Genomic DNA, 20,046 nt, shown 5'->3' with positions numbered 1-20,046 from the left:
GGTTATTCCTCCCTCGTATTGGTGATTGCTATTCAGCTGCTGCGGCTACCGGTTCGTTGTGAAATTCCTCACGATAGGGCTTTGCCGTTGGCGGCAGTTCACGCTTGATGAAATAATCCTCGTTGCGCAGCTGGCGCAGGAACGCCGGTAGCATCTCGCGATACCCGTGCAGAATGGACGGGTTGGCGGCGGGCAGGTCGTGTTTGATCATTGCATGGAGCTGGGCCAGCGCGTGGTATGGCACCATCGGGAACATGTGATGCTCGACGTGATAGTTCATGTTCCAGTAGATGAACCGGCTGACCGGATTCATGAGAACAGTACGGCTATTGAGCCGGTGATCGGTGACATTGTCGGCAAGCCCGCCATGCTGCAGCAGGCCGGTAAGCACATGATGCCAGGCCCCATACAGACGCGGCAGCCCGATCAGCACCAGTGGCATGATCGATCCCGTATGGATCGACAGGGCAATCGTGACCGCGTAGATCCCGGCCCAGATGCGGGCGATCTGCACCACCCGCGGCTGTTCCTGCTCGGGAATGAAGGTCTTTTCTTCCGCGCTGACGTTGCCCAGCGTATTGCGGACGAGATCGCCTGAGGCATGCCAGACATCGAGAATGCCGAAGAAATTCAAGACGACGCGCAGAAGATCCGGCGGGCGCATCACGGCAATTTCCGGATCGCGGCCAACAATGACAGTGTCGGTGTGATGGCGCGTGTGGCTCCAGCGCCAGGTCACGGGATTGCGCATGATCATGAAGCAGGCGATCTGGTAGACCACATCATTCATCCAGCGGGTCTTGAACGCTGTGCCATGACCGCATTCGTGCCAGCGGCTGTCCGATGCGGAACCATAGAGAACGCCATAGGCGAGGAAGAACGGCACGCACAGCCATGTGCCCCAGAAATAAACGCCGAGACCGGCAAGGATAACCATACTGCCGAGCCAGATGGCCGTGTCGCGCATCGCCGGGCCATCGGAACGTTTCATCAGCTCCTTCATCTGCTTGCGCGGGATGTCGGTATGGTACCACTGCGCTGCGGCAAGGCCCGACTCAACTGCCAGCCGCGAGTCACGGCCGATAAGGCTGTAATCGCGTTTGGTTGGCGCGGCGAGTGCGGCAGTATTCATGCGAGACCTCCCAGTCGTGCAGCGGAAACGGTTTCTTCTTTCCGGCTGGATGGCGGAGATACTACGCTTGCGTACAACCCTCCTCAATCAAAGATGACAAAATTCTATCATTTTCAATCAGGGATTGGTAGAATTGAATGATAGATTCTATCATGGAGTGCGCAAGGTGGCGAACAGGCCGACAATTGCCGATCTGGCGCGGGAGTCCGGGGTCAGTGTTGCGACCGTGGACCGTGTCCTGAACAACCGGTTGCCGGTTCGCGAGGAGACGGCACGGCGCGTGTACGAAGCTGCCAATCGAATAGGCTATCACGCGGCCGGGCTGATCCGTCAGCGCATGCGGCAGGAATTGCCTGAGTACAGATTGGGCTTCGTATTGCAAAAGCCCGGCCATCATTTCTATCAGGAGTTTGCGCGGGAGATCGAAAACGCCGTGACCCAGGCGCCGCATTTTCGCGGCGTTCCGGTCATTGATTTTTCCGCGTCGCAAGCGCCGGACGAGATTATCGCCAAAGTAAAATCGCTGGCGGGGCGCTGCCGGTCCATCGGCCTGGTCGCTCCCGATCACCCGTCGATCAGTGCGGTGGTGGAGGATCTGAAGGCGAAGGACATCCCGGTTTTCTCGCTGCTTTCGGATTTCGCCGCCGGAGTTCGCGAAGGATATGTCGGCGTGAACAACCGCAAGGTCGGGCGCACAGCGGCCTGGATGATCACAAAAGCAGCCAAAAAACCAGGAAAAGTCGCGATTTTCGTCGGCAGTCATCGCTTTCACGGCCATGAATTGCGCGAGATCGGCTTCCGGGCCTTCTTTCGCGAACAAGCGCCGGAGTTCACCGTGCTCGATACGATGGTCAATCTGGAGACACGCCAGATCACGCATGAGGCGATGCTGGAACTTCTCCGCCGCCATCCGGATCTGGCCGGCTGCTATGTGGCGGGCGGGGGCATGGAAGGCGCGATCGCAGCCTTGCGTGAGCAGGCAGTGGAGCCGCCGCCAGTGATGATCGTCAACGAGATCACGCCGGAATCGCGGGCGGCTCTGGCCGAAGACATCGTCACCATGGCCATCGCCACGCCGCTGCCGCGGCTCTGCCGCGAACTCGTGGAACTGATGGGCCATGCCATCGAACGTGGCGCCGCCAATGCCCCGGGTCAGACCTTCCTGCCGTTCGATATCTATCTGCCGGAGAACATCTGACCGGCATTTGCACCCAATCACACCCAAAACTCTCGCTACAATTGAAATTCTTTGGTCAGAATCGATGGTTCTCAGGCCATTTTCCCATGCCCTTGCGCCAAATCCGTGCATTTCCGGGCGCGAGCCTCGCGGATGGCACACAAGCTCAGAATCTATCAGAAATGATAGTTTTCCGGTCAGATCACCGATTGACGGGAGGGCAGCCTCAACAGATGGTTGCGCGCGACATTTGCGGGTCGTTGCAACCACCGGCAGCAGACCTTTTAAGTACCATCGGGAGGCATTCGGATGACCGACACAATTTCTCACCCTGTTTTTGCAATCAACCATATGGTCGCGCCGAGCCTTGGCATCCGCGGGTTCTTTCAGCTCGCAAAATCGCTGGGCCTCAGCGATGTCGAGATACGCAACGACCTCGAAGGCAATGCGATCATCGATGGTACGCCGGCAGCGGAAGTCCGGTCGCTGGCCGCGGAGGCCGGCGTTCACATTGCCACGATCAATGCGCTGCAACGGGTCAACGAGTGGACGCCGGAGCGCGAGCAGCAAGCGATCGAGCTTGCCGACTATGCGAAGGAGGCCGGAGCGGCGGCACTGGTGCTGGTTCCGGTCAATGATGGCTCCGGCCGCCAGGATGGCGAGCGGCAGGAGAACCTGCGCACCGCGCTGAAGGCGCTGAAGCCCATCCTCGAGGCCCGCGGGCTCATCGGCTTCGTCGAGCCGCTGGGGTTCGAGATCTGTTCGCTGCGTTCCAAGCGCGAGGCGGCCGAGGCAATCGGAGCCATTGGTGGGCAGGGCCGCTTCAAACTCGTGCATGACACGTTCCACCACCACCTTGCCGGCGAACCGGAACTGTTTCCGGCGTTGACGGGCCTCGTCCATATTTCCGGCGTGACCGATCCGGAGGTGACTGTCAGCGACATGCGCGACCCGCACCGGGTCCTGGTCGATGCGGATGACCGCCTCGGTAATGTCGACCAGATCCAGGCCTTGCTCGATCAGGGTTACACGGGTCTGTTCTCGTTCGAACCTTTTGCGGCCGAAGTCCAGCGGCTTGAAAATCCGTCCGCAGCGATTTCGGCGAGCATGGACACGATCAAAGCCGGACTGATTTGAACACTCAAGGATATTTCCTGGCCGCCCGTTGCGGCCGGGAAATCGAATGGCGAAACGTCTTTCTCATTTTTGCCCCTAGTTTGGTGCGCATTCCTTTTCCGGCTTCAGTCTTGGTGTCTGGGTTCCGTCGGCGGCAAAGGAAGGCGGCAGGGTGTCCGCCGCAGGATTTGTTCCCCAGCAGCTCACCGTGCCGGCGAGCGAGAAATCAAGTCGCGCCCCAGCTGACAATTTGTCGAGGCCGATCCAGGGGCTGTCATGGGGAGACCCATTGACTGTCAGCTTCTGAATATATTTCGCCGGCGACTTGTCAGCGCTGATGGTTATCACTTTGCCGTTGCCAAGCAGGATGCTCGACTTGGGAAAAAGCGGACTGTTCAGCGCAAAACCGGGTACAGCCGGAATTTCCGGATAGAGGCCGAGCGCACCCCAGACGAATATTCCCGACATTGCGCCCTCGTCATCATTGCCCGGAAGACCGGATGGCGCCGTTGTGAACTGCTCGTCGAGAATGCGGCGAACCAGCGCCTGCGTCTTGTGCGGCTGGCTGGTCCAATTATACATCCAGGGTGTGAGGAATCCGGGCTCATTGCCGATCCAAAGCCGCGCCGGCTGATAGCTCCAGCCGCCATTCAGGTTCATGGTGAATTCATCGAGCCGGGCGACGGCATCATTTTCCGCGTTCGCATCTTTGGTCGGGTCGATCACCAGCTTGCGGAAAAGCCCGCGAATGTCATGGGGCACCATGAATGTATATTGTTCCGCATTGCCTTCCCGGTAATCATTGTCCCATGTCGAGACGGGGAGGTATGGCCTCCACGTACCGTCACTGTTGCGCGGCTGCAATTGCGGATAGGGTTGGCCTTTCACCTTACGCCAGTCCGGGTTGAACAGATTTGCCCAGTTGCCCGAACGCGTCAGCAAGGATGCGGGTTCGGCGGCCGTGTCACCCGCGACAATCTGGGCATCTGACGCCGGGACGGCGCTCGTAAAGCGCGAAACGGCGAAGTCGGTGCTTGCATATTCCATATTGGTGGAGGTGGGCTGCCCTTCGCCCGCACCTCTGGCAAGGTAACCGCGGCTTATATAGCCGCTCAGACCTGGCAAGGTCCTGACGCCCCGGCAGGTGGTTTTTCGCCCGAAGGCGGTATCGAGCATGATTGTGCGGGCTTTCTGCGTGTCGAAATCCTTGACGCCGAAGGCATGGGCTTGCGCCACGATGATCGATGCCCCGTCGCCCGGCATGATATTGCTGTTGTTGTTGCCTTCGGCCCACATCGGGAATGTGCCGCCGCAATCGTCGGCGTCAAAGATCAGCGATTGCATCATGTCACCGACTTCCTGCGGCGCGAGCAGGGCCTGAAGCGGGATCAGCGAGCGGTAAGTGTCCCAGCTGGAGAAGGTCGTGTATTGCACATGGCCGGCCGGCGCTTTCCGGGTCGTGGCGGCACTGTTGAAACTGATAAAGTCGCCATTCACATCGCTGAATATCGATGGTGCCAGGAAGGCGTGGTACAGGGCTGTGTAGAATTTCTTCTTGTCGTCCGTACTTCCACCGGTAATTTGAATCGTGTTCAGACGCTTGTTCCAGGCATCGTCGGCGTTTTGCCGTGTCTGATCGAAACTCATCGCGCCGGTCTCCGCTTCGAGATTGGCCTTGGCATTGCTCGCGCTCACATAGGAAAGGCCAACTTTCATGCCGGCCTTTATGCCCACTCCGGAAACCGGTGCGGGCGGCGGTGTAAATGTCAGCGTGGCAGCGGCGCCGGACGTCGTGGCCGTAAAGGGCTGATCGAACGCCGCATGGAAATAAAGCTTGTAGCTCTGACCAGCACCGCAAAAGCCGCCACCCGTCGCATCGCCCGAGACGGTTCGATTCTGGCTGATCCACCGATATGGTGCCGGTGCCATTGTTCGTTTTGGAGGTTATTTTCAGCATCGCGGGACTTGCGGCCGGATAGGTGAACTGCCCCGATCCGCTTCGTTCCGCTGCCGCCAATTGCACCTGAACCGCGTTGGACATCTTGACTGAATAATAGCCGGCCTGCGCAATTTCATCGCCGTGGCTGAAAACGATGCTGGATTGTTTCGCATCGGTAACCGGCAGAACCGGAAAGGCGCCGCCTGCATCACAACCGACACCGCTCAGATGGGTCATGCTGAAGCCGGTGATCGAGGCCTGGGTATAATGATAGCCGGGCGGGCTCCAGGTATTCGGTACCGGCGGCGTATCGGGACCCCATGCGATCATGCCGAATGGCACACTCGCTGAAGGTGTGGTGAAACCGCCAAGAAGATCTTCCTTTGTCCCCGTATCGGTCGCCGGTACCTGTCCCGTGCCGATCAGCGGATCGACGAACTGGGTCAGCGCCATGTCGGTACGCGGCGCGGGCAATGGATCAAGCCTGTTGATCGCCAAAGGGTCGTCCTGTTTCTGTTCGTCAGGATTGTCCTGATTCTGGCCGACCGGGCCGGGTTGGTTCTCCTTGCCGGCATCGTCCTGTGGCGCGCCATTGCGCACGGTCATTTCGTCGTAGGTGCCCTGGCCGGTAGCGGCTTTATCGCCGTCCGAGCCATTGCAGCCGGCCAGCATGGTGCAGCCGAGCAATCCCGCAATAAGCGTGCTTTTGAATCTCATCATTTCCTCCAAATGAATTTTCTGATTATGATTTTCGTTTGAAATCAGCGGCCTGGATAAAATGCGATCTTGCGGCCATGAGCGCCGGCAAAGGGGCGAGCTGCGCCTTTGCCGTTTCTCATGCCAGGAATTACTGGACGATCTGGACGCCCGTTGCCTCCTTGGCGGTTGCCTTGCTGTAATCGGCACCCGGACCCGATGGCGGGGCAAGGTTATCGCCCGTGCCCCATTCGGTCGGTGTGGCCGAAAGCGTGAAGCTCAGCGTGCCGCCATTCCTGATCTTGTCCAAAGGCAGCCACGAGCCTTGATAGGTCGCGCCGTTGAGCTTCATCTCGTTGATGTAGCGTACATCGCCGAGCAGCGCTTCCTTGTCGGTCTCGATGCGCAGCTTCTTGCCATTGCCGAGCCAGACGGTTGCTCCGGCAAATTGCGGTGTTGACACCGCCAGACCGGGGGCGGAAGGAACGACAGGATAGAGCCCGAGTGCCGCCCAGACATACCAGGCCGAAGTCGCGCCCATATCGTCATTGCCGGGGAGGCCGCCGGGTATCATCAGGAAGTTCTTCCGCATGATGACCGGGATGATGTATTGCGCATATTTCGGCGCGCCCGCCCAGTTGTAGGCCCAGGGCGTCTGGAAAGCGGGTTCGTTACCAATGTAATAGTTGTTGGAATTTTCGCCACCATTGAGATTCCGCCCTGTCGGTTCGGCGCCGGCGCCGGTAAACGGTGTCGATGCCGGAATGGAAAACAGTGTATTCAGGCGCGTGATGGCTGCGGCCTTGCCTTTTGCTGTATCGACTTTTCCAGTTCCTGCGTCGAAACCAAGGCGGTCGATCAATGCGGTCCAATCCTGCGCAAACGACCAGAAGTAGTTTGGTTCCGTTGATTCATGGAAGAAGTTGCCGTTCTGCCAGGCTCCCGCCGCGTTCCTAGCGCCCAGCGTTTTCGTACTGTCGTTGAAAATGTTCTTCCAGTTTGCCGCGCGTTCGAACAGGGTCTGAATTTCGGCCTGATCGACCTCCGCCGTTTCGGGCAGAGCTTGGAGGAATGCGCCAATCGAACCGTCCGTCGTGATCATTTCAAGCGTGTTGGACGACGCGCGATCCAGAATCTGCCGTGTTCACATAGCCATTCTTTATGTAGTTTCCCAGCTGCCCGAGCGAGCTTGATTTATTATTGCATGCGCTTTTTGTGTTGGAGGCGGATTGCCGCATGAATTTGCGCGCATTGTCGAGATCAAATCCCCTCGCTCCGAACATATAAGAACCGGCAACGACATTCGGCGCGTGATCGCCTTGCATCGGCGTCGTGTCTTCGCTGCCATCCACCCAATGCGGGAAAGCCCCGCATTGCTGCGCATCGGCAACGAGCGACTGCATCATGTCGCTGGCCTCATCGGGGGCGATGAAGGCTACAAGTTGTGCTGCCGACCGGTAGGTATCCCACATGGAAAAGCCGGAATAGTGCGTCTTGTAGCTCGCATCCTTGCCATCGGCCGTGAATTTGTAATTGGCGACGTTTTCGGTGACGCGCTGTGGCACCGATCCGGCAGCGCTACCCAGGTTGACCTGCTTCATGCTGCGATAGTCGCCATTCACATCGCTAAAGACAGTTGGTCCGCTATAGACCCGGTAAAAGGCCGAGTAGAACTGCTTCAGATAGTTGGCTGCTGCCGCTGTCAATTTGCTGGCATTTTCAGGTTTCGCCAGATCGATCTGAATCGTATTGAGACGTTGATTCCAGATTGTACTGCTCTTTGTCTTGGTCCCGTTGGGCCCGTCAAACATCCAGCCGGGGTTTTCTGCTTCCAGATTGGCCTTGGCGTTAGCGGCGCTGACCGAGGAAATACCCACTTTGAGTTGCACTGTCTTGTCAGCATCCGTCAGATCGAATTGCAGTGTTGCTACCGCGTTTGCGACCGGAGAGGTATTTTTGAGCTTCTTGTCGAAGGTCGCATAAAAATAGACAGGCTGGCTCCAGGTTGCCTCGCAGAAGGGGCTGGCTATGGCCTTGCCCGACAGGGATTGCTTATCGGCACCGAACGTGAGATCGACCATGCTGGAAGCAACGCCAGACTTGTTCGAGTTGTTGCGGGTGGCGTCGATTGTGAGAAATGCCTTGGTTGCATCCGGCCAGGTGAAGCGCGCCATGCCGGTTCTTGTCGTCGCCGTCAATTCGCTGACGATGTTGTTGTTGAACTTGACTTTGTAGTAGCCGGGTTCCGCGGACTCGTTCGCATGGCTATACCCAACCCCGCCGGTCGATATCGCGCTGCCCGATTCTTGCGGCAATATGGCAACTGCACCCTGGCCACGGCACCCAGGGCCGTTCAGGTGAGTCATGCTGAAATACTGGATCGTGCTGTCCTTATAATAATAGCCGCCCGAGCCATAGCCCCAACCGCTACCGCTGCCCATTGTATCGGGGCCGAAACTGACCATGCCGAAGGGGGTCTGCGCGCCGGGATTGAGATTGCCGGAATGCCCGCCGCCGGTGGTGGTGTCGGTCGTGCCGACGAACAAATCGACGAACTGGGTCAGCACCATGTCGGTGCGCGGATTGAGCAGCTTGTAGAGGGCGTCTTCGAGCGCCGTTACGCGATTGGTAAAGTCGTTGACCGAAGTTGCGCCGAGCTTTTGTGATGCCGCCAAGTCTTCCTGCAGTTTTTGTACTGCATCCCGAAGCTTCGCGATCGTGCCCTGATCAGCTTTATCTGTCTTCAACGTCTCGACGGCGGCGAGCAGATCGGCAATGTCGGCGGCTTCCAATTTCAGCTTGATCGCTGCATCATAATCCTTTTTCAGCGTGGCAAAGTCCCCATGCAGCGTGGTGAGCCTGGCGAGATCGTCCACGGAGAGCGTTCTTTCACCCGTATCCTCCAGTGCATTTTCAAGCGTGCTGATACGGGGACCAAGCGCCTTCAATGCGGCAAGGTCAATCTCAACCGCCGTCATTCTGCTTTGCAGTTCCGCAACGTCGTTCTTCACGTCCGTTTCCGAAAGCGTCAACCGCTCCTGTATTTCAGCCAAAGCTTTTAGCATATCCGCAAACCGTGTTTGATCTGCCTCGCTTTCAGCCTTGAGCTGATCGAATTCGTTCTTCAACGTGTCGAAGGTGCTTTGGCTTGTATCAGGCGTCGTCGGTTTTTTATCATCCGAGCCGTTGCAGCCGGCCAGCATGGTGCAGCCGAGCAATCCCGCAATAAGCGTGTTTTTGAATCTCATCATTTTCCTCCAAATGAATTTTTTGATTATGATTTTGGTTTGAAATCAGGCCTCTGGGCCAAGGCCGTCGCGACGTAATGCCGTCGGCCGGTCGCCGCCAAAACCAGCTTCCTCCCAAGCCGGCTTAAAACGATTAAAAAGGGTATTGTGACTATTTCCCCTGCTGATCCCTGTCAATTATCAATAAGTCTTAGAAATATCGGGCGCGATAGGGGAACCGTCGCACCTTGGCCGGGCGGCTAGCCGTCTTCCTCGTCATAGACGGTGATGCCGGCAATGGCCGGCACCCACGGAAGCGCCGACCGCTGCCAGACGGCATGGGTTGGCGGCAATTGGGAACGCTGATCGAGCGTGCCGACCCGCACACCGTAGACCGATGGATTGTTGCTATCGGAGGTTGCATAGATCGGCGTACCACATTCACCGCAAAAGGCCTGTACCCGGCGCGCGCCGCTTGCGGCGATCTTGATATAGGTTTTTGGGGACCCTGATAGAATATGAAAGTTGTCCGCCGCCACGGGAACCGATGTGCGAAAGGCCGTCCCGGTCAGGATCTGGCAGTCGGTGCAATGGCAGATGCTCACTTCATCCGGATCGGCATCGCAAGTGAACGTTATGCGGCGGCAATGGCACGCTCCGTCAACTTTCATGGGTCCATCCCTTCAAACAGCAAGCATATCAATTTTCTTCTATGGAGATGCCACCCTCGCCGATCTTCAGTTCGACGCCGGCGGGCTTGGTTTCTTCATGGTAGACATAGATGCCCAAGCCGACGACGACGACCAGAAGAGCACCGACAATTAAGTACAGACCGTTGCGGTTCAATGTTTAATCCTTTGATGAGCGGAAGAATTGCGACCAAGGGATAACGCTGCGGCAAACAACTGGTTCCCTTTAACCGACGTGGCCGGTTAATTGGACTGATCCAGTGCATGCGGCGAAGGTTGGCCGGGCGTCTGATCGCTTGCCGGGTAAAGCCAAAGGAACGCCACGAGTGCAAGGATGATGATGACAGCCGTCGATATCCATGTTTGCATGCGCATGTGATCGCCTCCGGTTGCTGTGTTAACCGCGTTAAGGCCAAGATGGTTCCGCCACACCCAGGGGGCAGGGCTTATTCGATCAGCAGCAGGCCGCGCTTCTTGTCTCCGTCGAACGTATCCATGGCTGCGAACAGCCGTTCGCGTTCGATGAGCCAGGGCCTGTAGTTTTCATTGACATCGAGAACAAAGACCAGGTCTTCGGCCTCCATATACCCTCCGATCGGCGAATGATGGCCGCCGCCGCCGCCAAACACCTTTTCTCTGGTGAAATTCACGATGTAACGGCGGTCTGGATCGTTGGCGCGCCGCATATGTTCGCGAAATTCTTCGGCGTTCAGATCCCGGACGACAGTCACCTTCCTGCCGGTATGGTGTTGCGCGACTTCGGCGAGTTCATCGAGTGTGAGTCCGATGATGCAAAAGCCGGTCCAGCACTTTCCGGTCCCGTCGAGAACCGCGGCTTCGGTCGTCTCTTCTTCACCGATGGAGCGGAAAGCATTTGCAAGGCTTGCAGGGCCGCAGCGGGAGCCATTGGATTGCCAGGTCAATTCTGAATTGAAGCTCGCGGCCACCGGCAGATGCCATGCGCGATCGATCAGTTCCGGTGCGCGGACAACCGAGGATTGAATTGCCTCGGACGAAACCCCGGACTGTCCCGCAACGAGGAACGCTGCCCCGCTGATGAGGGCGATGCAGGCAACCACACTGAAAACAAAACGACGCCTCATCGCAGAAACCTCGACAGCCGGTCGTATGAATCTTATCGGTCAGGCGGAAAAACCGCAAATCAACATGCGCTCAAGGACCGTGCGCGCGGGATTGCAAAAAGCCGGGAGATGCGGCATCCCCACACCGCATCTCCGCCTAGTCCCCGCGCAATATCGTTGAAAATGTATCATTCAGTATAAACAGAATCTGCTGAACTTTATTTTCTTTGCGGTAGTGGCGCGCGCTGGCCCAACCGTCCCCACACTGGTTGCCGGATCCCGCTTGGATACCGGGAAAACATGAACGACATCGATAATGCCAGCAGCATCAAAACAGCCAGGCTGTCGATTGATAGAGATAGCATCTTGTCCTCCCTTTATGCTTACGCAACTCCCGCTCTGTCACGGCTCAAATACGCTTGCCGTCATTGAAGAATAGGAGGGCAATTTACAAAGTTCTTCACCCTTGCGGGTGAGGCGCCAAAAAAACCGTTCACTGTTGCTTTTTTGGCCCTCCGATGACCAGCGCGATCTCGTGAACGTCGCCATTCCAGGCAAGCCGGCGCGACGAGGCCATCCCGTAACCCAATTGCAACGTGGTCCTTGCGGCGGCCTTGGTCATTGCGTGCCCCTGCGGGTCGATTGCCGTTCAAGACGCGGACGAGGGCGCTTCGACTGCCGAGGGGGGTGTCCTGTTGGGCAAAGGATCGTCTTTAGAGAACAATGCCAGTGCCCCGAGCAAGGCGAACAGGATCAAAAATACGGCAATCACAACGCATTGGTGGATCATGGGCTCCTCCGTTCGTATCATCCCGGCATAGGCGCCAATGGTTACCCATCCCTTAATTTAGAATAGATCGCCGCCGATGCAAAATTGCACAGCCGTGCAAAGATTTGATGTCCATTTATTGAATTGGACGGCTGAATCCGGCTTGACGCTGCGAACAGAAAATGGAATAAATATTTCAGAAACTGAGTGTGACGGTCTGTATGTTCCGTAATTGAGCTCAGAATCAAGTTTGCGCGAAACTTCGCGCACTCTCCATGCCAGATCTTTCGCAAGCCAAGGGTAGGTTGGCCGCGCATTGGGACGGCATGAGGAGCTTCCGGATTAAACCGGTGTGCCAATAACGGTGCAATCGGGCACCATTTGTGGAGGAGAAGAAATGAAAAAGCTTTTGTTGGGCGTGGCTGTTTCAGCCTTGATGATGGGGTCGGCGTCTGCCGCCAATATTGGCGTGTCGATGGCTCTGTTCGACGACAACTTCCTGACGGTTCTGCGCAATGGCATGCAGGATTATGCCAAGACGCTGGATGGCGTGACGCTGCAGGTTGAAGACGCGCAGAATGACGTTGCCAAGCAGCAGAGCCAGATCCAGAACTTCATTGCATCCAAGGTCGACGCCATCATCGTCAACCCGGTCGATACGGACGCTACCGCTGCCATGTCGAAGATCGCCGCCGAGGCAGGCATTCCACTGGTTTACGTCAACCGCGAGCCGGTGAACGTCAATGAACTTCCCGAGAAGCAGGCCTTCGTGGCTTCGAACGAAGTCGAATCCGGAACGCTCGAGACCAAGGAAGTCTGCCGCCTGCTCAAGGGCAAGGGCGATATCGTTGTCATGATGGGCGAATTGTCCAATCAGGCAGCGCGTCAGCGCACCAAGGACATTCACGACGTGATCGCGACCGATGAGTGCAAAGGTCTCAAGATCGTTGAAGAACAGACCGCCAACTGGTCCCGTACGCAGGGCGCGGACCTGATGACGAACTGGCTCTCCGCCGGTCTCAAATTCGATGCGGTCGTCTCCAACAATGACGAAATGGCCATTGGCGCGATCCAGGCGCTCAAGGCTGCCGGACGCGCGATGGACACGGTCGTTATCGGCGGTGTCGATGCCACGCAGGACGCGCTTGCCGCCATGGCTGCCGGCGACCTCGACGTGACGGTGTTCCAGAACGCCGCCGGCCAGGGCCAGGGTGCCGTTGACGCGGCGCTGAAGCTTGCCAAGGGCGAGAAGGTCGAGACCAAGGTCTATGTGCCTTTCGAACTGGTGACCCCGGAGAACCTGTCGAAGTACCAGAAGTCGAATTAAGAGACCTTTGCCAATCCACCCTGACGGGCATCTGATGCGATTTTCTGCGCTTCCGGTGCTCATGGACCGAAAAAGTCCACTGCGCGCCGGTTCTCGAAAAGCGCACCACCTGCCTCGTCAGGCTGAATTCTCAAACGGTCTCCCCCGCCGGTAATCCGGGACGCATCAATCGGGTGCGTTCCGGTATATAATAAAGCCTCTCTGGGAGGAGATGATCATGTCAGTCAGTCCCTCGACCATGGCCGCGGTGCGCGCGAGTGGCGCCGTACCGCAGGCGGAATATCTTCTGAACGTTGAGAACATCCGCAAGGAATTCCCCGGCGTGCTGGCGCTGGACAATGTGCAGTTCCGGCTGAAGCGCGGCACGGTGCATGCGCTGATGGGCGAGAACGGTGCCGGTAAATCCACACTGATGAAGATTCTCGCTGGAATATATATTCCAGATCAGGGTGAGGTTTATCTCAAGGGCCTGCCGATCCGCCTCAAATCACCCCTGGATGCTCTGGAGAATGGCATCGCCATGATCCATCAGGAGCTGAACCTGATGCCGTTCATGACGGTGGCGGAAAATATCTGGATACGCCGCGAGCCGAAGAACAGATTCGGCTTCGTCGACCACGGCAAGATGTATGACATGACGGCCGAGCTTTTCCAGCGGCTGAACATCACGCTCGACCCGGAAAGCCAGGTTCGGGACCTCAGTGTTGCCAACCGGCAGATGGTAGAGATTGCCAAGGCGGTTTCCTACGAATCCGATGTGCTGATCATGGATGAGCCGACTTCGGCCCTGACCGAGCGCGAAGTGGAGCATCTGTTCGCGATTATCCGCGACTTGCGCGCACAAGGCATCGGCATCGTCTACATTACCCACAAGATGAGCGAGCTGTTCGAGATTGCCGACGAGTTTTCGGTATTCCGCGACGGCCGCTACATCGGCACGCATCTTTCGACCGAAGTAACACGCGACGACATCATCAAGATGATGGTCGGGCGCGAGATCACCCAGATGTTCCCGAAAGAAACCGTGCCGATTGGCGGCGTGGTGCTTTCGGTTAAGGACCTTTCGCTGAAGAACGTGTTCCACAACGTTTCGTTCGAAGTCCGGGCAGGAGAGATTCTCGGTGTTGCCGGCCTGGTCGGTTCCGGACGGTCGAATGTGGCCGAGACGATTTTTGGTGTGACGCCGGCAACGGAGGGGACCATCGAAATCAATGGCAAGCCGATCAAGATGAATTCGCCAAACCAGGCGATCAGCCATGGCATGGCTTTTATCACGGAAGACCGCAAGGAGACCGGTTGTCTGCTCATCCTCGACGTGCTCGAGAACATGCAGATCGCCGTGCTGCAGGATCGCTTCGTGAAGTACGGTTTTGTCGCCGAGAAGGAAATTACCAAGGCGTGCAAGACCATGAGCGATACGCTGCGGGTCAAGACGCCGAACATGGAGGAGAGAGTCGAAAACCTTTCCGGCGGCAATCAGCAAAAGGTGCTGATCGGCCGCTGGCTTTTGACCAATCCGAAAATCCTCATTCTCGACGAGCCGACCCGCGGCATCGATGTCGGCGCCAAGGCGGAGATCCATCGCCTCGTGTCCCAGCTCGCAGGCCAGGGCGTGGCGGTAATCATGATCTCGTCGGAAATGCCGGAAGTGCTCGGGATGAGCGACCGGATCATGGTGATGCACGAGGGCCGGGTGACCGGTTTTCTCGATCGTGCGGAAGCAACCCAGGTAAAAGTTATGGAGCTCGCCTCAAAATGAGCGCCCCGGGGAGGAAACAACAATGACTAGCGAACAAGTAACCGCCAAGGCGACAACACCAGCACTCGCGCGCAGGAGCCGCCGCCGGCTGCCGCCGGAGGTCAATATCCTTCTGGTGCTGATTGGCATCGCGCTGATTTTCGAGCTTCTCGGCTGGATTTTTGCCGGTCAAAGTTTCCTGATGAATGTGCAGCGCCTGCGGATCATCATCCTGCAGGTCTCCGTCATAGGCATCATCGCCGTCGGCGTGACGCAGGTCATCATTACCGGCGGCATCGATCTTTCCTCCGGCTCCGTCGTCGGCATGACGGCGATGATCGCCGCAAGTTTCGCCCAGTCCTCCACTTGGGCCCGGCCGGTCTATCCAGCTTTGACGGACCTGCCGTTTTTCATCCCCATCGGCATTGGTCTCGGCATCGGGCTACTTGCCGGCATCGTCAATGGCTGGCTCATCGCGTTCACCAAGATACCGCCGTTCATCGCTACGCTCGGCATGATGGTCTCTGCCCGCGGCGTGGCGAAATGGTACACCAAGGGCTCGCCGGTTTCCGGCCTTACCGACCAATTCAATTTCATCGGCACCAGTATATGGCCGGTGGTCGTTTTCCTGGTGGTGGCGCTGATCTTCCATATTGCCCTGCGCTACACACGCTACGGCAAGTTCACCTACGCCATTGGCGCCAATCTCCAGGCGGCACGCGTTTCCGGTATCAATATCGAGCGGCACCTGATCAAGGTTTATGCCATTGCCGGTTTGCTGGCGGGTCTTGCGGGTATCGTCAGTGCCGCCCGTGCGCAAACGGCACAGGCGGGCATGGGCGTCACCTACGAACTTGACGCCATTGCCGCTGCCGTCATTGGCGGAACGTCGCTGACGGGCGGTATCGGCCGCATCACCGGCACCGTCATCGGCGCCATCATTCTCGGTGTCATGATCTCCGGCTTCACCTTCCTGCGGGTGGACGCCTATTACCAGGAGATCATCAAGGGCGTGATCATCGTTGCGGCCGTGATCGTGGACGTATATCGCCAGAAGAAGCGCAAGGTCTAGTGAGACGCCGGCTATCTCTCCCCTTGTGGGAGAGAAAGCGATTTCAGCATCTTAGCTCTTGCTAAGCGCTAGAAATCGCAAGTGAGGGGATTTGCTGGGTCAAATACCCCCTCTCTTGGATTTTCTAAGGATTTAGCAAAGAGACTAAATCCAAGAAAATCCTTTCTCCCCCTCAAGGGGGAGATAAACGCGGCACTGACGGCAAGGAATCAATCTGCAACGCCCGGGATCCTTCCGGGCTTCTTTTAAGAGGGTATGAAATGACTGTACGTTTTGGTCTGCTCGGTGCAGGCCGTATCGGCAAGGTCCACGCGAAGGCGGTGACGTCCAACCGCCAAGCGAAACTGGTCGCTGTCGCCGATGCTTTCGAACAGGCCGCCAAGGATCTTTCCGCCGCGCATGGCTGCGAAATCCGCACCATCGACGAAATCGAGAAGGCTTCGGACATCGATGCCGTCATCATCTGCACGCCGACCGATACGCATGCGGATCTGATCGAGCGCTTTTCCCGGGCCGGAAAGGCGATCTTCTGCGAGAAGCCGATCGATCTCGACGTGGCGCGCGTGAGGCAGTGCCTCGCGGTGGTCAAGGAAACCGGCGCCACGCTGATGGTCGGCTTCAATCGCCGCTTCGATCCGCATTTCGCCGCCGTGCGCAAAGCGATCGACGACGGCGCCATAGGCGATGTAGAGATGGTTACGATCACTTCGCGCGATCCGGGCGCACCGCCGGCCGAATATATCAGCCGTTCGGGCGGTATCTTCCGCGACATGACAATCCATGATTTCGATATGGCCCGTTTTCTGCTCGGAGAGGAACCCGTTGCGGTGACCGCCCATGCCTCGGTGCTGGTGGACAAGAAGATCGGCGAACTGGGCGACTATGACAGCGTCAGCGTCATTCTCTCGACCGCGTCGGGCAAGCAGTGCGTGATCTCAAACTCACGGCGTGCGACCTATGGTTATGACCAGCGTATCGAAGTGCACGGCTCGAAGGGCATGGCGGCCGCGGAGAACCAGCGGCCGGTGTCGATCGAGATCGCCAATGGCAGGGGCTATACCCGCCCGCCGCTGCACGACTTTTTCATGACCCGCTATACGGAAGCCTATGCCAACGAGATCGCCGCATTCATCAATGCAATCGCGACGGGCACGAAGGCAGCACCGAGCGGCAAGGATGGGCTGATCGCACTGGCGCTTGCCGATGCGGCGCTAAGGTCGGTCAATGAAGGCAAGACGATCACGGTTTGAGTTGTCCGTTATAGCTCCCCGAAGGCGGACGAGACCCGTGGCTCGCCCTGGTAGCGATTTCAGCATCTTAGCTCTTGCTAAGCGCTAGAAATCGCCAGAGAGGGGATTTGCTCTATTGAACTACCCCCTCTCTTGGATTTTCTAAGGATTTAGCGAAGAGGCTAAATCCAAGAAAATCCTTTCTCCCCCACAAAGGGGGAGATAATCGGCATCGGCTGTTCGGGATACCATCACCGCACATCAACCCAGCGTTGTTCGTTGAACGAGCGTGCCATCGCGTGCACGGTGCGCTCGATCTCGAGACCGTCGGCGAATTCGATCAGGTGGGCGGGCTGGCCGTTGATGCGTTTGATCAGCTCATGGCATTCGATGATCTTCAGATCGTTGAAGCCGAGGCCATGGCCGGGCGCCGGGATAAACTGACCATAGGGCTCATGCTGCGGCGCGGTCAGGATCGTGCGGTAGCCCTGTTCGGCAGGGCGGTCGGCTGTGACATAGAGCTGAAACTCGTTGGCGCGCTCCTGATCGAACAGGATCGACCCCTTGGAGCCGAAGATCTGCAGCGCGATACGGCCCTTGCGGCCCCAAGCGGAACGGTTGACCTGCAGCGTTCCCGCGACGCCGTTTTCCATATGCATGAGGACGCCGGCGCTGTCATAGGTTTCGACCGGGCGATCGCTGCCATCGTGCGTCTTGCGGGCAGGGTAGGGTTTCGACATGTCGCACATGACGCGGGAAACGCGGCCGAAAAGCGTGAATAGCAGCGAGAGCGGATGGACGGCGAAATCGTCGAGGGCGCCATAGCCGGATGCCGCTTCGTGTTTCCAGTAGAACAGCGCGTCGGGATCGGCCATGAAGTCCTCATCCATCTCGATGCGCAGATGATTGACCTCGCCGATGATCCTCTCGGCGAGGAGCTTGCGGATGTGGCGGATGGCAGGGCCCTGGATATAGTTGTAGCCAAGAGCCGCGACCTTGCCGGACTGTCTTGCCGCGGCGAGCATGGCTTGCGCATCGTTGAAGGCGGGCGCCATTGGCTTCTCGCACCAGACATGCTTGCCGGCCTTCAATGCCGCAATCGCCATTTCGGGATGAAACTGGTTTGGCGTCGTCACCGAGATGACGTTGACCTCGGGGTCGTCGATCACAGCCCGCCAGTCGCCGGACCCTTTCTGAAAGCCGAACTCATTGGCGCGGCGCACGGCAAGTTCGGCATTGGCTTCGCCAAGATGAACAAGCCGCACAGGTGGTACATCGCCAAAGACCGCCCGAACCGAATTCCATGCCAGCGCGTGGCATTTGCCCATGAAGCCCGTTCCGATCAGTCCAACGTTCAGCATTGTTCTCTCCATCGCTTGCAGTTGCCGATTGAAATAATCTATAACAAGGCAAAATGGAATAACTGATCCGCTTTGATATAATTATTTTGCGGCGTATGGCCCCAGGATTTTTCTTCGAATTTCGGAAAGGATCATAGGCCATTTAAACGTGCCGCTGCGTTCTTTTCGCGTCCTGGCGGACGCACGGCGCAGCAGTATCATCGGAAGATCAACAGGGAACGATTCGGGTGGCAAGCATGGATGATGGAGCGTCGTTACCGCGGGACTTTGAGGCCCTTCGCACCCTTATTCTCGATCGCCGCGAGGTATTGCCGAAGCGCCTGGCGCAGATCGCCGCCTATGCTTTGAGCAATCCCGACGAGATAGCGTTCGGTACGGCGGCCAGCATTGCCCAGACGGCAGGGGTACAACCTTCCACGCTGATCCGTTTTGCCCAGCATCTCGGTTTCGACGGGTTTACCAGCCTGCAGTCGGTCTTCCGCGAGCGGCTGCGGGAGCGGCAGATCTCCTATGAGGAGCGACTGTCGGCATTGCGCGGCGACACGCACGGGCTCTCCAAGAATCGCGTCATCCTCAACGGCTTCCTGACCGCAGCCAGCCATTCCATCGAGACGATCTCACACAATGTCGAAGAGGATGTGCTTGAGCGCGCGGTTGATATCCTGGCGGGGGCCGAGACGATCTACCTGCTGGCGCGCCGCCGCTCCTATCCGATCACCGCCTATATGGCCTATGCCTTCGGCAAGCTGAAAATCCGCAACCAGCTGATCGAATCGACCGCAGGGATCGATCCGGAAATCCTGTCTTTTGCGCAGCCGAGCGATGCCGCGATCGCCATCAGCTTCTCACCCTACGCTTCCGCGACGATCGAGCATGCGGCGGCACTCGCGGCGCGCAACGTGCCGGTCGTTGCAATCACCGACAGTGCCTTCTCGCCGCTGGCTCAGTCGGCCAAGGTGTGGTTCGAGGCGGCGGAGGGCGACTTTTCCGGGTTCCGCTCCCTGTCCGGGACGATGGCGCTTGCCATGGCGCTGACGGTCAGCGTGGCGGAGAAGCGGCGGAGCCACTAAGCCGCGTCACGAACGGATACGACGATCGTCTTTCCAAGTTCGGCCAGGGCAGCCTGCATAATGGCAAATTTGCTGGGATGATCAGGATCGAGCAGCCGTCTTGCCTCGGTTTCATTTTTGCCGAGCCGGCGCGCCAACTCTGACTTTGACAAGCCCGACACATTGAAGGCCTCGATCAGCGCTAGTTTCATTGCATCGTCGGCATGAACGGCAACGTCGTCGAGTCCCTCTGCTTTTGCAACAGGAAGAGGAAGCCCATCAGCAAGATAGCCGCGCAGGGCGAGGCCAAGGGCTTCGGCGGCGCTGGCAAGTGCCTCTTTGCGATCCTTGCCATGCGTGATGGCTTCGGGCACATCCGGAAATGTTACTAGAAAGCCATCGTCCGGATCAGGTTCGAGCTTTGCTTTGTAAACATAGTCCAT

The 20,046-nt window shown here is 57.9% G+C and carries 19 protein-coding genes and 1 pseudogene; 8 read left to right on the top strand and 12 right to left on the bottom strand.

Annotation, left to right across the window (positions count from 1 at the left end; genetic code table 11):
• Window positions 1–28 precede the first annotated feature (28 nt).
• Window positions 29–1,132 carry a fatty acid desaturase family protein gene (locus tag N8E89_RS03340; RefSeq protein WP_262261129.1) on the bottom strand — a complete coding sequence of 368 codons (1,104 nt, stop codon included), beginning with the start codon at window positions 1,130–1,132 and terminating at the stop codon, window positions 29–31.
• Window positions 1,133–1,298: 166 nt separating this feature from the next.
• On the opposite strand from N8E89_RS03340, the gene N8E89_RS03335 reads away from it, so the two are divergent.
• Together N8E89_RS03335 and N8E89_RS03330 are read left to right on the top strand one after the other, a co-directional pair.
• Entirely contained in the window at window positions 1,299–2,330 is a 1,032-nt protein-coding gene (locus N8E89_RS03335) for a LacI family DNA-binding transcriptional regulator (RefSeq protein WP_106664119.1), read from the top strand.
• Window positions 2,331–2,618: 288 nt separating this feature from the next.
• Complete coding sequence (locus N8E89_RS03330) at window positions 2,619–3,446, top strand: TIM barrel protein (RefSeq protein ID WP_410010332.1); 828 nt, start codon at window positions 2,619–2,621, stop codon at window positions 3,444–3,446.
• A gap of 75 nt (window positions 3,447–3,521) precedes the next feature.
• On the opposite strand, the gene N8E89_RS03325 is transcribed toward N8E89_RS03330, so the two are convergent.
• Window positions 3,522–5,141: a GH92 family glycosyl hydrolase gene (locus N8E89_RS03325; protein WP_410010331.1), complete on the bottom strand. Its 1,620-nt coding sequence runs from the start codon at window positions 5,139–5,141 to the stop codon at window positions 3,522–3,524.
• Window positions 5,142–5,310: 169 nt separating this feature from the next.
• Window positions 5,311–5,787 (bottom strand): annotated as a pseudogene (locus tag N8E89_RS29235) (hypothetical protein); the annotation flags it as partial.
• On the opposite strand from N8E89_RS29235, the gene N8E89_RS03320 reads away from it, so the two are divergent.
• Window positions 5,693–5,899, top strand: coding sequence for a hypothetical protein (locus tag N8E89_RS03320; RefSeq protein WP_262261125.1), 207 nt, complete (start codon window positions 5,693–5,695; stop codon window positions 5,897–5,899). The pseudogene N8E89_RS29235 and the gene N8E89_RS03320 overlap by 95 nt on opposite strands.
• A 312-nt stretch (window positions 5,900–6,211) precedes the next feature.
• Here the strand turns inward: N8E89_RS03320 and N8E89_RS03315 are convergent, their stop codons facing one another.
• The 7 genes from N8E89_RS03315 to N8E89_RS03285 form a co-directional block, all read right to left on the bottom strand.
• Window positions 6,212–7,162, bottom strand: coding sequence for a glycoside hydrolase domain-containing protein (locus N8E89_RS03315; RefSeq protein WP_262261123.1), 951 nt, complete (start codon window positions 7,160–7,162; stop codon window positions 6,212–6,214).
• A 1-nt stretch (window position 7,163) separates the two neighbouring features.
• Window positions 7,164–9,311 (bottom strand): glycoside hydrolase domain-containing protein, encoded by a 2,148-nt coding sequence (locus N8E89_RS03310; RefSeq protein WP_262261122.1) that lies wholly within the window; start codon window positions 9,309–9,311, stop codon window positions 7,164–7,166.
• Window positions 9,312–9,547: 236 nt separating this feature from the next.
• Window positions 9,548–9,958 carry a GFA family protein gene (locus N8E89_RS03305; protein WP_262261121.1) on the bottom strand — a complete coding sequence of 137 codons (411 nt, stop codon included), beginning with the start codon at window positions 9,956–9,958 and terminating at the stop codon, window positions 9,548–9,550.
• Window positions 9,959–9,986: 28 nt separating this feature from the next.
• The gene (locus N8E89_RS03300) at window positions 9,987–10,133 is read right to left on the bottom strand and encodes a hypothetical protein (RefSeq protein ID WP_170117028.1); all 147 of its coding nucleotides are present in this window, start codon (window positions 10,131–10,133) and stop codon (window positions 9,987–9,989) included.
• Between the two features lie 86 nt (window positions 10,134–10,219).
• Window positions 10,220–10,351, bottom strand: coding sequence for a hypothetical protein (locus tag N8E89_RS03295; protein ID WP_262261120.1), 132 nt, complete (start codon window positions 10,349–10,351; stop codon window positions 10,220–10,222).
• Window positions 10,352–10,422: 71 nt separating this feature from the next.
• Window positions 10,423–11,079, bottom strand: a complete 657-nt coding sequence (locus N8E89_RS03290) for a phytochelatin synthase family protein (RefSeq protein ID WP_262261119.1) — start codon at window positions 11,077–11,079, stop codon at window positions 10,423–10,425.
• Window positions 11,080–11,551: 472 nt separating this feature from the next.
• The gene (locus tag N8E89_RS03285) at window positions 11,552–11,680 is read right to left on the bottom strand and encodes a hypothetical protein (RefSeq protein ID WP_262261118.1); all 129 of its coding nucleotides are present in this window, start codon (window positions 11,678–11,680) and stop codon (window positions 11,552–11,554) included.
• A gap of 544 nt (window positions 11,681–12,224) precedes the next feature.
• Here N8E89_RS03285 and N8E89_RS03280 point away from each other — a divergent pair.
• From N8E89_RS03280 to iolG, 4 genes are all read left to right on the top strand, one after another.
• Window positions 12,225–13,154 carry a sugar ABC transporter substrate-binding protein gene (locus N8E89_RS03280; RefSeq protein WP_106664114.1) on the top strand — a complete coding sequence of 310 codons (930 nt, stop codon included), beginning with the start codon at window positions 12,225–12,227 and terminating at the stop codon, window positions 13,152–13,154.
• A 217-nt stretch (window positions 13,155–13,371) separates the two neighbouring features.
• Window positions 13,372–14,913, top strand: a complete 1,542-nt coding sequence (locus N8E89_RS03275) for a sugar ABC transporter ATP-binding protein (protein WP_262261117.1) — start codon at window positions 13,372–13,374, stop codon at window positions 14,911–14,913.
• Between the two features lie 22 nt (window positions 14,914–14,935).
• The gene (locus N8E89_RS03270; RefSeq protein WP_113174284.1) at window positions 14,936–15,964 is read left to right on the top strand and encodes an ABC transporter permease; all 1,029 of its coding nucleotides are present in this window, start codon (window positions 14,936–14,938) and stop codon (window positions 15,962–15,964) included.
• Window positions 15,965–16,224: 260 nt separating this feature from the next.
• The gene (iolG, locus tag N8E89_RS03265) at window positions 16,225–17,214 is read left to right on the top strand and encodes an inositol 2-dehydrogenase (protein WP_262261116.1); all 990 of its coding nucleotides are present in this window, start codon (window positions 16,225–16,227) and stop codon (window positions 17,212–17,214) included.
• Between the two features lie 230 nt (window positions 17,215–17,444).
• Here iolG and N8E89_RS03260 read toward each other — a convergent pair whose 3' ends face one another.
• Complete coding sequence (locus N8E89_RS03260) at window positions 17,445–18,554, bottom strand: Gfo/Idh/MocA family protein (protein ID WP_262261115.1); 1,110 nt, start codon at window positions 18,552–18,554, stop codon at window positions 17,445–17,447.
• 236 nt (window positions 18,555–18,790) lie between these two features.
• Here N8E89_RS03260 and N8E89_RS03255 point away from each other — a divergent pair, with 236 nt between their 5' ends.
• Entirely contained in the window at window positions 18,791–19,624 is an 834-nt protein-coding gene (locus N8E89_RS03255) for a MurR/RpiR family transcriptional regulator (protein ID WP_262261114.1), read from the top strand.
• Here the strand turns inward: N8E89_RS03255 and N8E89_RS03250 are convergent.
• The gene (locus N8E89_RS03250; protein ID WP_262261113.1) at window positions 19,621–20,046 is read right to left on the bottom strand and encodes a type II toxin-antitoxin system HicB family antitoxin; all 426 of its coding nucleotides are present in this window, start codon (window positions 20,044–20,046) and stop codon (window positions 19,621–19,623) included. The two genes, N8E89_RS03255 and N8E89_RS03250, sit on opposite strands and share 4 nt — an antisense overlap.

The sequence above is a fragment of the Phyllobacterium sp. A18/5-2 genome (assembly GCF_025452215.1).
Classification (GTDB): Bacteria; Pseudomonadota; Alphaproteobacteria; order Rhizobiales; family Rhizobiaceae; genus Phyllobacterium; species Phyllobacterium sophorae.
The sequence above is the reverse complement of the archived record's forward strand: the minus strand, read 5'-3'. Positions and strand labels throughout refer to the sequence as shown.

What these genes read in the sequence shown, in the direction of transcription:
- N8E89_RS03255 (WP_262261114.1), top strand. Translation starts at nt 18,791, where the DNA reads ATGGATGATGGAGCGTCGTTACCGCGGGACTTTGAGGCCCTTCGCACC.
- N8E89_RS03250 (WP_262261113.1), bottom strand. Translation starts at nt 20,046, where the DNA reads ATGGACTATGTTTACAAAGCAAAGCTCGAACCTGATCCGGACGATGGC.
- N8E89_RS03325 (WP_410010331.1), bottom strand. Translation starts at nt 5,141, where the DNA reads ATGAAAGTTGGCCTTTCCTATGTGAGCGCGAGCAATGCCAAGGCCAAT.
- N8E89_RS03275 (WP_262261117.1), top strand. Translation starts at nt 13,372, where the DNA reads ATGTCAGTCAGTCCCTCGACCATGGCCGCGGTGCGCGCGAGTGGCGCC.
- iolG (WP_262261116.1), top strand. Translation starts at nt 16,225, where the DNA reads ATGACTGTACGTTTTGGTCTGCTCGGTGCAGGCCGTATCGGCAAGGTC.
- N8E89_RS03295 (WP_262261120.1), bottom strand. Translation starts at nt 10,351, where the DNA reads ATGCGCATGCAAACATGGATATCGACGGCTGTCATCATCATCCTTGCA.
- N8E89_RS03310 (WP_262261122.1), bottom strand. Translation starts at nt 9,311, where the DNA reads ATGATGAGATTCAAAAACACGCTTATTGCGGGATTGCTCGGCTGCACC.
- N8E89_RS03270 (WP_113174284.1), top strand. Translation starts at nt 14,936, where the DNA reads ATGACTAGCGAACAAGTAACCGCCAAGGCGACAACACCAGCACTCGCG.
- N8E89_RS03340 (WP_262261129.1), bottom strand. Translation starts at nt 1,132, where the DNA reads ATGAATACTGCCGCACTCGCCGCGCCAACCAAACGCGATTACAGCCTT.
- N8E89_RS03330 (WP_410010332.1), top strand. Translation starts at nt 2,619, where the DNA reads ATGACCGACACAATTTCTCACCCTGTTTTTGCAATCAACCATATGGTC.
- N8E89_RS03260 (WP_262261115.1), bottom strand. Translation starts at nt 18,554, where the DNA reads ATGCTGAACGTTGGACTGATCGGAACGGGCTTCATGGGCAAATGCCAC.
- N8E89_RS03320 (WP_262261125.1), top strand. Translation starts at nt 5,693, where the DNA reads ATGCCGAATGGCACACTCGCTGAAGGTGTGGTGAAACCGCCAAGAAGA.
- N8E89_RS03290 (WP_262261119.1), bottom strand. Translation starts at nt 11,079, where the DNA reads ATGAGGCGTCGTTTTGTTTTCAGTGTGGTTGCCTGCATCGCCCTCATC.
- N8E89_RS03280 (WP_106664114.1), top strand. Translation starts at nt 12,225, where the DNA reads ATGAAAAAGCTTTTGTTGGGCGTGGCTGTTTCAGCCTTGATGATGGGG.
- N8E89_RS03315 (WP_262261123.1), bottom strand. Translation starts at nt 7,162, where the DNA reads ATGATCACGACGGACGGTTCGATTGGCGCATTCCTCCAAGCTCTGCCC.
- N8E89_RS03285 (WP_262261118.1), bottom strand. Translation starts at nt 11,680, where the DNA reads ATGACCAAGGCCGCCGCAAGGACCACGTTGCAATTGGGTTACGGGATG.
- N8E89_RS03305 (WP_262261121.1), bottom strand. Translation starts at nt 9,958, where the DNA reads ATGAAAGTTGACGGAGCGTGCCATTGCCGCCGCATAACGTTCACTTGC.